The organism is Acidobacteriota bacterium, assembly GCA_016713675.1.
Lineage (GTDB): Bacteria > Acidobacteriota > Blastocatellia > Pyrinomonadales > Pyrinomonadaceae > OLB17.
In genome coordinates, this window is the sequence record JADJOS010000001.1 from 2082894 (window position 1) to 2097614 (window position 14721).

The window sequence follows — 14721 nt, forward strand, 5'->3', positions numbered from 1 at the left end:
GCAAATGATTCAATCAGTTGAACAATTAGCAGAAACGGTCAAAGCTTTGCCGCAGTCAGACCGCGATAGATTTCTTGAACTAATCGAATCTGGTCGGACTGAACCAAAATCGAACGGCGCCACGAGAACCGAGCTTGATGAATCCATTGCTCGATTTAAGAAGGCTGAACATTGGATCAGAACCCATAAAGATGAGTACGACGGACAATGGGTTTGTCTGTATGGCGATCAGCTAATCGCTCATGGCCTCGACGGAAAGAAAGTATTTGATGAAGCGAGGGCTAAAGGAATAGAGAGTCCGTTTATTGAGCGAATAAACGCAAATGAATTGCCCTTTGGCGGCTGGTAGAGATGAGCGAATCAGTTGAATTTGACGTTTCCCATGATTACAACCTCTTCGAGATCGGGATCAACGTACCGGTAACGATGATCTTCGGTGGGAAAACCGAAGAGTTGCGAGCCAAGATAGATACTGGCTCAAGTTTTTGTATATTTCGAAGACTTCACGGAAACGCACTAGATATTGAGATCGAGACCGGCACTCCTGTTATGATCGGCACGGCGACGGGCTCATTTAGGGCTTTCGGACATGAAGTCGTTCTTAATGTTTTAGGCATCGAAATCACTTCGACAGTTTATTTCGCAGAAAGTAATCTTTTCGACCGGAATGTTCTAGGCCGTAGCGGTTGGTTAAATCGCATAAAGCTCGGTTTGATCGAACCGGAAGGCAAGTTGTTTCTCGCGCGATATGCTGATTGAGAATTTGCTCCTTTGGCTATATTTTTGTTATCGACTTTCTCAAGATGAAAAAAATTCCCTCGACAACCGTAATTTTGTTTGCGTTGGCACTTTTTGCCAACGCACAAAATACCAATTCGGTGCGTTCGATAGACACTTACGTCAAAACGATCAAGAAACTTTCTTTGGGTAATGACCGTCATAAGATCATTTTCGCCGATACTGCCGATCCTGAACAGACAAAGAGCAAATGGAAACGTTTTGGATCTGAAAAGGCTCTAGAAAAATTTCGAGAAAAGTCTGAGACCTATTCGATAGCATATTGCTGGAAACAAGGCGGCAAGTTCGTGGGGGTTAACTTCACCGATTTTAGTCCGTCCGGCGACTGGGCAAACTACACATTTCACTATTTTCGCCCGGACGGCACCCTCGCAAAAGTCGAGTCCGAAATGCGAACATTCATGGGTGACTATATCGTTCAAACAAATTTCTACTTCAATAGATCCGGCCGCCGCATCGGAAAAACAAGAAAATACCTGGATCTCACGACCAAAAAACCAAAGGAACCGACACCCGAAATGAAGGACGAGAACAACAGTATGTTTGGTTTCGATTACTTTAAGACGACAAAAAAATTGCCGTTCGCTCGCATCGCCGGCATCAAATAAACACTATGAAACGCTTTACTGCTGCAATTTTATTTTTCTGCTTTGCTCTGAATATTTCGATCTTCGCCGACGAAGGCATGTGGACATTCGACAATCTTCCGCTCAAGCAGTGGAAGGAACGCTACAACTTCGAGCCGACAAAAGAATGGCTCGATAACGTCCGGCTCGCGTCGCCAAAGGTGAATAATTCCTCGGCCGGATTCGTTTCGCCGAATGGCCTTATCGCGACCAATCATCACGTCGCCGCCGGTTATATCGAACGCGTTTCGAGCAAGGAACGCGACCTGCTCAAGACGGGATTCTATGCCAAAACGCAGGCTGACGAGATCAAGATCCCCGATGCGAGTGCCGCTGTGCTCGTGTCATTTGATAACGTGACCGACCGTGTCCACAACGCGGCCAAGGTAGGCAAGACCGATGCCGAGATGGCGGCTAAACGCTCGACTGAGATCTCGGCGATCGAGAAGGACTGCACCGCGACCTCCGGCGGTTTGAACTGTCAGGTCGTGTCGTTTTACAGCGGCGGCGAATATTGGCTTTATAAGAATAAGATCTACCGCGACGTTCGTCTCGTCATGGCTCCCGAGGAACAGGCGGCGTTTTTCGGCGGCGATTACGACAACTTCGTCTATCCGCGTCACGATCTCGATTTCACGTTTCTGCGTGCATACGAGAACGACAAGCCAGCCGCGACGCCGAACTATTTCAAATGGTCGGAGAAAGGTGCCGCTGACGGCGAATTCATTCTCGTCTCCGGCTATCCCGGCTCGACCGCACGTCTTTTGACGGTTTCGCAGCTTACTTACCAACGCGATATCGGCAACCCTTTGCAGAAAAAGGTCTGGGAACTCCGCCGCAAGGCACTCGAAACTTACTCGAAAAAAGGCGAGGAGCAGCTTCGGCAGGCAAACCCCGGAATGCGCGGCTTTGCCAATTCGTTAAAACGTCTCGAAGCCCAGCAGGACGGCCTCTTGAATCCGCGAAACTTCGCCCGCAAGGTCGCCGAGGAAAAGGATCTTCGCGACAAACTCGCCGCCAAGCCTGACCTCGACAAACAGTACGCACCTGCTTGGAAGAACATTGGCGATGCCTATGCCAAGCTGCCTGCAATGGCAAATCGGCTCGCATTCTCAAATATTTCCGCGTCGAGGTTGGCGTCGATCGCCCAGCAGATCGTGACCTACCACATCGAGGTCGCCAAACCGAACGACACTCGTTATCCCGAATTCCGCGATACGCGTCTGGCCGGTTTTAACGCCTCGCTCGCCTCGCCCGCACCGATCTATCGTGAAATGGAGGAAGCCGCGTTGACGTCATGGCTCGAAGAAGCCGTCAAAGTACTGGGCGTGAACGATCCTTTTGTAAAAGCCGCATTGGGTGAAGCCGATCCGGCCGAGGTCGCCGGCCGTGCAGTTCGTGAGACAAAGCTCATCGATCCGGCCGCCCGGAAAGCATTGATCGATGGCGGAGCCGCAGCCGTAACAGCTTCGACCGACCCGATGGTCACTCTCGCACGCCGTATCGAGCCGATCGCCCGCGAACTGCGTGCATGGAACGAGGCCAACATCTCCAACGTCGAGACCGCCAACGGCACCAAGATCGCACAGGCCCGCTTCGCCGTCTACGGCAAGACGATGCCGCCCGATGCCAATTCGACGCTCCGCATCGAATACGGCAAGGTCCTCGGCTATGACGAAGACACCACTCTCGTGCCGTACAAAACGACCTTCTTCGGCCTCTACGACCGATGGCTGAGTTTCAACGGAAAATCCCCGTTCGACCTGCCCAATTCGCTTGTCAGCCGCAAGGATAAGATCGATCTATCAACGCCGCTCAACTTCGTCTACTCAGCCGACACCATCGGCGGCAACAGCGGTTCGCCGGTCATCAATCGTGCCGGCGAGATCGTCGGCCTCAACTTCGACAGCAACAACCAAAAACTCTCGAACCGCTACTGGTACATCGAAGAGAACGAAGGCTCCCGAGCCGTCGGCGTTCACTCCGCCGGCATCCTCGAAGCCCTCAGAAAGGTCTACGACGCCGACCGCTTGGCGAATGAGTTGTTAGGGAAGTAGGTCGATTCCACCCCGTCAACCGAAGCGGCTGACGGGGTGGCTCGCCAACCTACGCAAAGAGATCAGCCACAGATCAAACGGATAGCTCAGAGAAGAATTTAGTTCCTATCCGTTTTATCCGTGCTGATTCGCGGCCTGTTTCCTATCTTACAAGCGCGCTCGGCACCGGCGCGTCACCCGCTGCACAGAAGATAGAATGTTAATTCTTTGACCTTCTATAAACGCTCGACGCCGCTGATGTCAGATGCTAAAAGTCCCGGAGTCCGTTCCTGATCCAGGATGGACCAAAACTTTATCGAAACATCGTTTCAAAAACAAATACTCTCTCCCGGTGGAGCCGTATCCTGCGGCAACAGGCTCGGTCGCGGTGATCGGCGGCGTCGAATCGATCGTTATGGTTGTTCTCGTCCGCGGGCAGCGGACCAGCGTGGATATTTGGGCCGATTTTGTGCGGATGAAGTGAGGATCTGAAGCGAAACTTCATCTATCTCATCTGCTCAGTCAATGTTGTCGTTCTGATCGTTCTCGCCCGAAGGCAGAGAAAACTCGTTTCGCTCGAATTCAGGCTCCGGCAAGGCCAGCGACAGTCTTGATTCGTCCAAAAACGGATTGTCGCTGAGCCCTTTTTTATTGTCACTGGGGCCGTTTTTTACTGTCGCAGCCCCCCTAAAACATTGTCGCTGGCCCCTTAAAAACTGTGGCAGAAAGAACTTTTACGGCATTTTCTTCATTTTTTGTTGATAAAATTGTGGTACGTACCACAATTTGAACTTGAGGTGAAAAAAACACATTTGGTCTTCCCCTGAAAACGCGATCTTGACACTCAAATTCGCCAAATCGAAGTCGCTTGATTAAACTATTGTCTTTTGCGAATTATGCACTATCACTTGATCGGAATATGCGGAACGGCGATGGCGAGTTTGGCCGGGATGCTCCAGGCTCGTGGGCACAAGGTGACCGGCTCGGACCAGAACGTCTATCCGCCGATGTCAACGCAACTCGAGGCGTTGGGCATCGAGATAATGTCGGGCTACAAAGCTGAGAATGTTGACACCCCGCGGGATTGCACCGTCGTCGGCAATACGATAATGCGGGGCAATCCTGAGCTCGAAGAAGTGCTCAACCGCAAGCTTTTGTACCGTTCACAGGCCGAGGTTGTGCGTGAAGAGTTCATCCGAGGACGCCGATCTCTGGTCGTCGCCGGAACGCACGGCAAGACAACGACGACCAGCATCGCGGCCTGGATCTGCGAGGTCGGCGGGCTTGATCCGACATTTTTAGTTGGCGGTGTCGTGCAGAATTTTGGACAGAGCTTCCGGGTCACGGACAGCGACTATTTTGTCATCGAGGGCGACGAATACGACACGGCATTTTTCGACAAAAAGCCGAAGTTTATGTCCTATCTGCCTGAGATCGCGATCGTCAATAATATCGAGTTTGACCACGCCGACATCTACAAGGACATCGACGCCATCAAGTGGCAGTTCTCGCGTCTGATGAATCTCGTCCCCGGCAACGGCCGCCTCATCTGCGGCATCGACTCGCCCGTCGTTGTTGAGGTGCTTGACCAGATGAAAGGTAAGCTTTACACGACGGTCGAAACGTTTGGGCTCTCCGAAGATGCGAAATGGCAGGCTCGTGATATTGAATTTACGAGTGATGGAACGCGATTTCAGGTCTATTGCAGCGGGGAGAATTGGGCCGAATTCACGACCAATATGATCGGCGAATTCAACGTCCGAAACTGCCTCGCTGTGATCATCGCCGCCGACACTTGGGGCCTTTCGAAAGAGAAGATTCAGGAGGCTTTTGACACCTTCAAATCGGTCAAACGCCGAATGGAGATCCGCGGCGTCGAACGCGGCGTCACGGTCATCGACGACTTTGCCCATCATCCAACGGCAGTTGATGAAACATTAAAAGCATTGCGTCAGAGATACACCAACAACCGCCTGATCGCCATCTTCGAACCGCGTTCCCGCTCGTCGCGTTTGTCGATATTCGAGGAAAAGTATCGAGCGGCCTTTTCGCACGCCGACCAGGTCATTATTGCCGGGGTCTTCAATCCCGAAGACGCCAAAACCTACGGCGATGTAATGAACGTCGGCCGCCTCGTCGCCAACATTGTCTCCGACGGAAATAATGCCATGACCCTAGCCGACGCGGACGCGATCGTTTCGCATCTCGCCCCTGAATTAAAGGACGGCGATGTTCTGGCCATTATGTCGAACGGCGGATTCGGTGCGATCCACGAAAAGATACTGAACGTTCTCCGAAGCTAACGTAAACTTGGACTTGGATCAGCATGCCGATTGGAACCGTCGAAGAAATAATGCCGATCGCCGCCGCTGAGGTGTTTGAGATCATTCACGATTACAAACGGCGGCTGGAATGGGACACACTTTTGAGTGAGGCGTACGTCGAGCCGGAGTTTAGCGTCGCGGATAAAGGCGTCGTTACGGTGTGCCGCGGGCGGCGGATATTGGGGAGTATTGCGATCCGTACCGAATACGTGACGTTTGAAAAGGGCAAGGTGGCGGCCGTTAGGATGTTAGAGCCGACGAGCTTTTTCCAGACGTTTGCGGCAAGTATCCGGCATTTGGATCTCGAAGACGGCACGTCGAACGTTGTTTATAAATTCAATTTCACGTCGCGACCCCCTTTCATCAGGGCTATTTGCGAACCGATAATGCTGCGGGTTCTCAAATGGGAAACCGGAAAACGCCTTCGCTCTTCACGCCTTTTGCTCAATGCCTTACTGATCGATCTTGCCGTTAAAATTCGCAAGCTTAACGACGATTTCATCGATCAGTGCCACTCGTGCTCCGGGTGTTGGCACTCCGTTGACTACAAGTGAAACAACGAGTTGCTCGCCTCCGGCAGTGGTCACGTAGCCGGAGAGAGCCGAGACCTGGTCGATCGTGCCGGTCTTGCCACGCATATTTCCTTGTGCGGCGGTGCCTTTGAAACGGTTTCGCAGCGTGCCGTCAACCCCGCCGATCGTCAGGCTGTCACGCCAGGCTTGCGAGTATTTGCTCTGCTTTGCCATGTACGTGTAAAGGGTAACGACGGCCGATGGCGTGATCAGGTTGTGCCGCGAAAGCCCGCTGCCATCCCATTGAACGATACCGTCGTCAGGCACGCCGATCTGCTTGAGGAAGCCCTTTACTACGCTGAGCCCGAGGTTCGAACTATTGCCGGAACCGCCGTTTTTCCTGCCGACCTCTTCGCCGAGCGTCCACAGGATAGTTTCGGTGTACATATTTTGGCTCGGCTTCATAGTCTTTGCTGCGATCAGCGAGAGAGGCGGCGATTCGAGTTTTGTGACTTCGATGGATATTGAAGCACCGTTCGAAAAGGGAAACGCCCGTTCACCATTAGCCAATGTTCGCGAGCGGCCGGTGACTGTAATTCCTCTCTTTTGCAAGCGTTCTTTTAATATGGCAACGAACAACTCTGCCGGTCGCGTTATCGTGATCGATGCCTGATACGTATTATCGCCTGTCGGCATTGTGCCGCTGACCTCAACGACATTTTGATCGATCTGTTTGAACACTCGGAGGTTTCGCTTCGTCCCCGACTGTCCAGTAACGCATCGATTAACGATTCGCATTATCTGGTTCATCGGCGAGATCCTGGCAATACACTGATTTCCGCGTGATCCGGGCATAACGCTGATATCGACCGCATTATCATTCAGCGGCAACGCCGATATTTCAGCTCCATAATACGATTGCAGGTCGTCCCATTCCCACGTGTCAGGAATTCTAAATCCCTTGAAATAACTCTCGTCGCCGACGATATCACCTTCGATCTTCTTTACCCCGGCATTACCTATCTTCTCGGCAAGATCGTCAATTCCCTTGTAATAGTCGCTATTTGAGAACGCCGTTGAGATCGAGATATCGCCTCCGCCGATTACGACGAGATCGCCCTTCAACGTTCCGTCAGCATCCGGCAAGGCCGCTGCCCGCACTGAGGTAACGAACCGGAAGTCCGGCGTTAGCCGCTCGATCGCAGTCGCAACGGTGAAATTCTTCATGTTTGACGCCGGCATGAAGTATTTGTCAGCGTCGTTTTCGAATAGGATCTTGCCCGAATTGAGCGACGCGATCTTGATTCCGATGCGACCTCGGCGAACCTCTGGCGAGAAAAGTCGCTGCCTGATCGTCGATTGTAGATCCGCAACGGTCTGGACCGTTGCTGGAGTCGGACTCGGCGTCGCGACTGGGATCGAGGTTGGTTTTGGTGCCGGATTTACCTTCGGCGAAGGAGTCGGCGTTTCCGAAGCCCTAATACTCGCATCATCATGAGCAGAGGTGACTCGCGTAACGGTGGTGGCGAAGCATACCGTTGCCAAAAGGACGAGAATGGTGAACCTAGAGGTGAGTTTCATAGGTCAGATTCTAACGGAAAAATGGTAGGCAACAAACTTCGCCTGACAGCCCGGACGCATCCGCAAGTGCATTTTATTCGCCATATTGATTTTGATATACTTGTTCGTTCGCAACCCCTTTCGGGAAAAGGCATTTATTGAGATCTGAAAGATTGGAGCTTACCTTCGATGAATCGAGTTAAATTGGTCACTTTGTCAGTGTTTGCGGTGCTTGGGATCGCTTTCTTTCTTATGCCTCTTAAGCCTGACAAGGTAAGCGGCCGCATGCTGTCTGAGGCTATCGGTTCGCCGACAAATGTTGATGCCTCCGACAACAGCTATGTTGAAAAGATCCAGATCCATTGGGATACCGTTCGCGGTGCGACGCTGTATCGAATTTTCCGAAATACTGTGAATAATGCCGGCGGAGCTGCGGACGTAGGCACGACAGCGGCAAACTACTTTTTCGATACCCCGCCGTCTGCGGGAACAAATTATTTTTATTGGGTCCGGGCCGAAAATGGCGGCACAGTCAGTGAACTAAGTCTTGCTGACCAGGGAAGGCGGGCGGTTGGAACGGTCCAGCCAAGCCCATTCGGGCTGCTTGAACCGCCGAATGCACCAACGGGCAACCCTATTACCGCCGCAAAAGCATATCTGGGCAAGACGATCTTCTGGGATGAGCAACTGTCATCAACAAAGACAGTTTCCTGCGGCACCTGTCACCGACCTGCGGCCGGGGGCAGCGATCCGCGCACGGTGATAGGAGATAGCCGTTCGACCAATGCGGGACCGGACAATACGTTCAACACAGGCGACGACATTTCGGGTTCGCCGGGCGTACCTCAAAACAATATTAACGGCACCTATACTTCGATCCCGCTCTTCGGCATCAATCCCCAAGTGACCGGCCGCAAATCGCCGACTTATCTGAACGGGGCATATACCCGCCAAGGCCTGTTCTGGGATGGTCGTGCGACGGATATTTTTCGGGATCAGATCACCAATTCCGTGCTTCTGACCGAATGGGCAAGCCTTGAGAGTCAGTCCGCCGGACCGCCTCTTTCTTCGGCCGAAATGGCACATGGCGGCCGCACGTGGCTGCAAGTCGCATCACAGATCGAATCGTCGAAACCGCTTGCTCTGGCAACAAGGCTTCCAAACGGACTTAAGTCGTGGATCGCAAACCGGACATACCCGCAGCTTTTTCAAGAGGCTTTCGGAACTCCCGAAGTGACTCCTTCGAGGATCGCAATGGCGGTCGCAACACACGAACGCACTCTCTTCTCTGATCGAACGCCGCTCGACCTCGCTATTCAGAATATCCAGCCGCTTACCTTGGAGGAACAGGACGGTCAGACAGTATTTGTCGATATGAACTGCAATGCCTGTCACGGCGGGCCATTGCTCAGTGATAATAATTACCACAATATCGGCGTTCGGCCGCAGAACGAGGATATTGGTCGAGGAGCCGTCACTGGACTGGTAGAAGACAATGGCCGATTCAAGACACCTACGCTGAGAAATGTTTCCCTTAGAGGACCGTTTTTTCATAACGGCCGGAAAGAGAATCTTGAGGACGTGATCGAACTCTACCGCCGCGGCGGCGATTTTAGTGCTCCGAATATTGACCCCGACCTAATTCATCCATTAAACCTTACGAATCAGCAGCGTTCCGACCTCGCCGCATTTATGCGGCGTCCACTGACCGACCCTCGAGTCGCCAACGAGAGAGCCCCGTTTGATCGGCCGCGATTATATACTGAGTCGGTCCGTGTGCCTGTAATTACAGGAATCGGACGGGCCGGGGCGGGAGCGATCGTTCCGATTCCAACCGCGATCGAGCCGCCGCTGCTTGGAAATCCAAGTTTTACAGTCGCAGTTTCCCGCGGGCTCGGCGGAGCACCTGCGGTTCTGGTTATCGATTCGAACGACCCCGGAGTTGGTTCGGCTGTACCTTCGACCGGTTCATTCGCACGGGTGACGATTGACCTTGCCGGCACCGGAAACGGAGGCGGTTGGGGCAGCGTCAAACTCTCTATCCGGAATGATCTGGCATTGGTCGGCCGGACGTTTTACGGGCGATGGTACATTACGGATGCGGCCGCTGCGAACGGTTTTTCGGTGACGCCTGCATTCAGTTTCTCGATCTTCAGCTCTTCAAATTTAGGTACAGTTTTCGATTTTGACGGCGACAATAAGTCAGATGTGAGTATTTACCGTCCGAACGGCGGTTCCGGCGGCGAGTGGTGGTGGTCTAGATCATCGAACGGCGGAAATGGAGCTGTGCAGTTCGGGACTGCGACCGATGTCATCGTTCCGTCGGATTTCACTGGCGACAACAAGACGGACATCGCCTTCTTTCGTCCTTCGACCGGTTTCTGGTATGTGCTGAGGAGCGACGACTTTTCGTTCTTCGCATTTCCATTCGGTTCCGGCGGCGACGTTCCTGTACCTGCTGACTATGACGCCGACGGCCGGTCCGATCCGGCTGTGTTCCGACCTTCGAACAGCACTTGGTTCATCGCCAATTCAGGCGGCGGCACGGCCATACAGCAATTCGGCATCGCGGGCGACCTTCCGGTTCCGGCTGACTACGACGGCGACGCCAAGGCCGACATCGCGATATACCGGCCGAGCCTCGGCCAATGGTGGCTTGCCAGGAGCAGTGCGGGAACTGTCGCGTTCGAGTTCGGCACGGCGACGGACAAGGCAGTATCGGGCGACTATACCGGCGACGGCAAGGCCGATGTAGCGTTCTGGCGTCCTGCGACCGGCGATTGGTATATTTTGCGAAGCGAGAATAACAGCTACTTTGCGTTCCCGTTCGGAATTGCCTCTGATCTGCCGGTGCCCGGCGACTACGACGGTGACGGAAAGTATGACGCCGCCGTCTTCCGCCCGTCGAACTCAACGTGGTTCGCCCAACGCTCGACCGCCGGAACACTTATCCAGCAGTTCGGCCAAATCGGCGATATCCCGCTTCCGAATGCTTTTGTTCGATAATAGAAACGACAAAAATAGAATGCGGACCAACTTATGTTAACTCCGCATTCTATTGTTTTTATCTAGGCTAACCTAGACTATTTGCATTTTGAATATCCGCAGTCGCGGCATGAGTCGCAGCCGGAGGCGTGTTCTAGTTGGCCGCCGCATTCGGGGCAATCGCTGATCAGGGTGGACATGTTGGATTCCGTGCCCATAGATTTGCCGATCGCTCGGGCGGACTCGGGCAGGTTCTTTAGACGGCGATCGATCAAGAGAAGGCATTCAGCGACAGCCTGTTCGGGCGATGTCAGCAGACGTTCGTTGAACCAGACGGCGTGGGTGGCGGTCACCTTATTCAGGCTGTGGGCGACCTCGTGTGCGTCAAATCCGCCGCGAAGCATCTTCGACGCAAGTAAACCAACGCCGGGGCTGATCGGCCCCGCGCAAAAGATCTCGCGGATGCCGACGCCATCGTGATTTACGGTCACGTAGAGGTTCTGTCCCTCGAACGGAATTCGCCAGGTCGAGCCTTGAAGTTCGCGGGGACGCTCGATCCGCTCGCCTGAACGAACACCATCGTCGGAACGCAAGCTGCCGGCCTGCGTCTGGCCTTCTGCGTCAAATCCGTTGATCCCATCTCTCACTTCCGAGTCCTGCAGGCTGGCAGCCTGCGTTCCGGCGGATTTCATTGAGTTGAGAACCTGCCCTTCGCGGCTGCCGTCGCGGTAGTAGCTGACGGCTTTGCAGCCGAGTTTTCGAGCAAGATGATAGAGTTCGTCGACCGATTCGACGGTGTCGTCTTTGGCACCGTTGCAGGTCTTTGAGATCGCATTGTCGACGTGCTTTTGAGCGGCGGCCAGCACTTTTACGTGTTCGATCGATTTGATCGCCATTGCAGAGATAAAATGCGGCGGCAGTTCGTGTTCGTGTTCGACGACGTATTCGGCAGCGGCTTTGATCGATTCTTCGTTGGTCTGATCGACCGTTAGGCCGAGAGCTTCGGCTGCCGGTGAATGCACGTAGGTGCGGGTCCCGATAGTGTCCTGACGCACGTACGCCCACGAGAAATTGGGTTCAATGCCGGACGACGTTTCGGCGACGAGCGAGATCGTGCCGGTCGGGGCGATGGTCGTTACTTCATAGTTTCGCGGGGTCAATGGAATGTCACGCGGAATGCCGATTTCGTCATATATAAATCGTGCATAGGCGTCGCGGTTTGGTTCGAGTTCGGGGAAAACGCCCTTTTCGCGGCCTAGGCGAAGTGATGCCATCCACGCTTCGCGGCGGATAAAGCCCATGACACGTTCCATCAACGCGATCGATTCATCGCTGCCGTAGGTAATGCCGAGTTTAAGACAAAGATCGGCAAAGCCCATTATTCCGAGTCCAACCGGCCGCGTGCGTTTGACCACATCATCGATCTCCGGCAGCGGAAAGTAGCCGGCATCAACGACGTTGTCGAGAAATTGCGTACAGAGATGCGTCGCGCTCGACAGGCGTTCCCAATCGACTATACCTTCACCGTCAGTAGTTCTCGTGAAGAATTTTGCAACGTCGATCGAGCCGAGGTTGCACGAATTGTTGAAGTGCAATTGCTGTTCGCCGCACGGATTACACGCATAGATAGGGCCCATTGACGCCATCATGTGGTTGTGACGATTGACCTCGTCGATAAAGATGATGCCGGGCTCGGCATATTTGTGGGCCGATGCGATGATGCGGTTCCAGATGTCGGGTGCGAAGACCATACCGGGCATCGGCGGTTCTTCGATGATGCAATCGGTCAGATCGGCGGTCTCGAACGCGAGTTTATCCGCAAATGTCGCTGTCGAACCGTCGGGACGGCGATAAACTACATAATCGGCCCCGGTCACGGTGTCGAATACAGCTTGTGTCCACGGTTCGCCTTTAAATTCGGTCTGGAACCAAACGCCGCTATCGACGGCATCCATAAAGAGATCGGTCACCGTAACCGAGATATTGAAGTTCGTCAGACTGGTCTGGTCGTTCTTGGCGTGGATGAACCGCAGAATGTCAGGATGCGTGATCGCCAAAATGCCCATATTAGCACCGCGACGGACGCCGCCCTGCTTAACGACCTCTGTCGTTTGGTTGACGATATTCATGAAGCTGACCGGCCCGGAAGCGACGCCGCGCGTCGAATTGACCATCGCACCTGCCGGCCGAAGAAACTCATATGTCATCCCGGTTCCGCCGCCGGTCTGATGAATAATAGCGACATTTTGGGCGTGTTCCATGATACCCTCGATCGAATCGGGGACGTTGAGCACGAAGCACGCAGCGAGCTGGCCCTTGGGTTTCCCGGCGTTGACGAGGCACGGCGTATTAGGTACGAATTCGCGAGCGAGCATGACCGAGGTCATGTCATTATAAAACTGATTCTGTTTGACCGGATCGGTCTCGGCCCTAGATACGTGGCCAACGACACGGCGGACGATGTCGGACCAGGTCTCAAGAGGTTCGCCGTTTTCATCTTTCAGAGAATAGCGTTTTGAGACGACCTTTTGAGCGTTGAGGCCAAGCGGAGCGAATTGACGGCCCTTTGCAGTACCAGTTCCGTTAGAATTTGCTTGATTAGCGGAAATTCCGCCGCCGACAGATTCAAAGACTGTTCTCATAACTTGGTGATTCTCCTCACGCGCAAGAAGCGTGGACACGAATAGTTGATGTAATACTATTTTAACATTGGAAATAGTATTTTGGAATGCGAAGAACCCGGAATTGTTTACCGTTTGAGCTTGAGAATTGCAGCTATATTTCATCCTCAAGTGAGTGAAGTCTAAACAAGAAAATTATAGATGTCAACACATTTTTTCCACAACATATAGTGTTAATTTCAATGTTCACAACAACAGAGGGCTTAAGTTAAAGTAATTGTTTAGGTTACGAGGTTTGACGAAACAGTTTTCAATTTCGAAACTATTATTATGGATAGATTGGTTCACGGAACAGCCGCAGACGGCACTATACGGCTTATTGCAGCGGTCACGACGGACACCGTCGCCGAGGCGATTCGCCGGCACGAAACTGCACCGACCGCATCCGCCGCACTAGGGCGAATGTTGACGGGTGCGGCATTGCTCGGAGCAAGTTTAAAGGAATTTGACCGTTTGACGGTCCGGATCGACGCCGACGGCCCTGTTGGCGGTATCATTGTCGAATCCAACAACCTCGGTCACGTTCGCGGGTACGTTCGAAACCCGACCGCCGAACTGCCGTCGAAGCCCGACGGAAAGTTCGACGTCAGCGGCATTGTTGGAGGCGGGATGTTTCACGTGATGCGTGAGTCGGGCTTTGAACTCGGGCTTCATCGGGAGCCATATATTGGTTCCGTGCCTATCACATCGGGCGAGATCGCGGAGGATTTTGCGTTTTATCTGGCGAAATCGGAACAGATCCCGTCGGCTGTAATGCTTGGGGTCTTGCTGCAAAATACCGAGCCATTCGTCACGGCGTCCGGCGGCGTGATGATCCAGATGATGCCCGGCGTCAACGATCACATCGTAACGATGATCGAAGATACGGTCGCACACGCACCGCATCTTACTTCGGTCATCAAAGAAGGTGCGACGCCTGAAGACCTGCTCAAGCTTGTTCTCGGGGTGATCGATTTTGAGATCCTCGACGAAAAGGACGTTTCTTTCAAGTGTACCTGCTCGGTCGAACGAGCGGCGTCGATGATCGCGGCACTTGGCAAGGCCGAAGTCGCTTCGATGAAGGCCGAGGACAAAGGAGCGGTGATGAATTGCGGCTTCTGCAATGAGACCTACGATCTCGACGAGAGCCATTTGGATTCAATTTTGCTGGGTCTTGCGAATAATTGAATTAACCCGACCGATAGCAGATAATTTTCGTA

10 protein-coding genes are annotated in these 14721 nt (G+C 53.3%); 8 read left to right on the forward strand and 2 right to left on the reverse strand.

From position 1 onward, the window contains the following. The first annotated feature begins 4 nt into the window (after positions 1–4). The 6 genes from IPK01_09565 to IPK01_09590 all read left to right on the forward strand — a co-directional run bounded on the left by IPK01_09565 (position 5) and on the right by IPK01_09590 (position 6338). Positions 5–349: a hypothetical protein gene (locus IPK01_09565; protein MBK7933731.1), complete on the forward strand. Its 345-nt coding sequence runs from the start codon at positions 5–7 to the stop codon at positions 347–349. A 2-nt stretch (positions 350–351) separates the two neighbouring features. Beyond that, on the forward strand, positions 352–759 hold the full coding sequence (locus IPK01_09570) for a hypothetical protein (GenBank protein ID MBK7933732.1): 408 nt from the start codon (positions 352–354) through the stop codon (positions 757–759). Positions 760–803: 44 nt separating this feature from the next. Beyond that, a complete protein-coding gene (locus tag IPK01_09575; GenBank protein ID MBK7933733.1) occupies positions 804–1406 on the forward strand; it encodes a hypothetical protein in 603 nt (200 codons plus the stop codon). 5 nt (positions 1407–1411) lie between these two features. Then, a complete protein-coding gene (locus IPK01_09580) occupies positions 1412–3481 on the forward strand; it encodes a S46 family peptidase (protein ID MBK7933734.1) in 2070 nt (689 codons plus the stop codon). Positions 3482–4356: 875 nt separating this feature from the next. Beyond that, complete coding sequence (gene mpl, locus IPK01_09585; protein MBK7933735.1) at positions 4357–5763, forward strand: UDP-N-acetylmuramate:L-alanyl-gamma-D-glutamyl-meso-diaminopimelate ligase; 1407 nt, start codon at positions 4357–4359, stop codon at positions 5761–5763. Positions 5764–5786: 23 nt separating this feature from the next. Beyond that, a complete protein-coding gene (locus IPK01_09590) occupies positions 5787–6338 on the forward strand; it encodes a hypothetical protein (protein ID MBK7933736.1) in 552 nt (183 codons plus the stop codon). On the opposite strand, the gene dacB is transcribed toward IPK01_09590, so the two are convergent. Next, positions 6237–7877, reverse strand: coding sequence for a D-alanyl-D-alanine carboxypeptidase/D-alanyl-D-alanine-endopeptidase (gene dacB, locus IPK01_09595; protein ID MBK7933737.1), 1641 nt, complete (start codon positions 7875–7877; stop codon positions 6237–6239). The genes IPK01_09590 and dacB overlap by 102 nt on opposite strands. Positions 7878–8045: 168 nt before the next feature. Here dacB and IPK01_09600 point away from each other — a divergent pair, with 168 nt between their 5' ends. Continuing rightward, positions 8046–10862 (forward strand): hypothetical protein, encoded by a 2817-nt coding sequence (locus IPK01_09600; GenBank protein ID MBK7933738.1) that lies wholly within the window; start codon positions 8046–8048, stop codon positions 10860–10862. 77 nt (positions 10863–10939) lie between these two features. On the opposite strand, the gene IPK01_09605 is transcribed toward IPK01_09600, so the two are convergent. Further along, positions 10940–13483, reverse strand: coding sequence for an adenosylcobalamin-dependent ribonucleoside-diphosphate reductase (locus IPK01_09605; GenBank protein MBK7933739.1), 2544 nt, complete (start codon positions 13481–13483; stop codon positions 10940–10942). A 309-nt stretch (positions 13484–13792) separates the two neighbouring features. Here IPK01_09605 and hslO point away from each other — a divergent pair, with 309 nt between their 5' ends. Further along, entirely contained in the window at positions 13793–14689 is an 897-nt protein-coding gene (hslO, locus tag IPK01_09610; GenBank protein ID MBK7933740.1) for an Hsp33 family molecular chaperone HslO, read from the forward strand. Positions 14690–14721 lie beyond the last annotated feature (32 nt).

Coding starts and splice junctions, on each gene's coding strand:
- IPK01_09565 (MBK7933731.1), top strand. CDS start 5: ATGATTCAATCAGTTGAACAATTAGCAGAAACGGTCAAAGCTTTGCCG.
- IPK01_09600 (MBK7933738.1), top strand. CDS start 8,046: ATGAATCGAGTTAAATTGGTCACTTTGTCAGTGTTTGCGGTGCTTGGG.
- dacB (MBK7933737.1), bottom strand. CDS start 7,877: ATGAAACTCACCTCTAGGTTCACCATTCTCGTCCTTTTGGCAACGGTA.
- IPK01_09570 (MBK7933732.1), top strand. CDS start 352: ATGAGCGAATCAGTTGAATTTGACGTTTCCCATGATTACAACCTCTTC.
- IPK01_09590 (MBK7933736.1), top strand. CDS start 5,787: ATGCCGATTGGAACCGTCGAAGAAATAATGCCGATCGCCGCCGCTGAG.
- hslO (MBK7933740.1), top strand. CDS start 13,793: ATGGATAGATTGGTTCACGGAACAGCCGCAGACGGCACTATACGGCTT.
- IPK01_09605 (MBK7933739.1), bottom strand. CDS start 13,483: ATGAGAACAGTCTTTGAATCTGTCGGCGGCGGAATTTCCGCTAATCAA.
- IPK01_09575 (MBK7933733.1), top strand. CDS start 804: ATGAAAAAAATTCCCTCGACAACCGTAATTTTGTTTGCGTTGGCACTT.
- IPK01_09580 (MBK7933734.1), top strand. CDS start 1,412: ATGAAACGCTTTACTGCTGCAATTTTATTTTTCTGCTTTGCTCTGAAT.
- mpl (MBK7933735.1), top strand. CDS start 4,357: ATGCACTATCACTTGATCGGAATATGCGGAACGGCGATGGCGAGTTTG.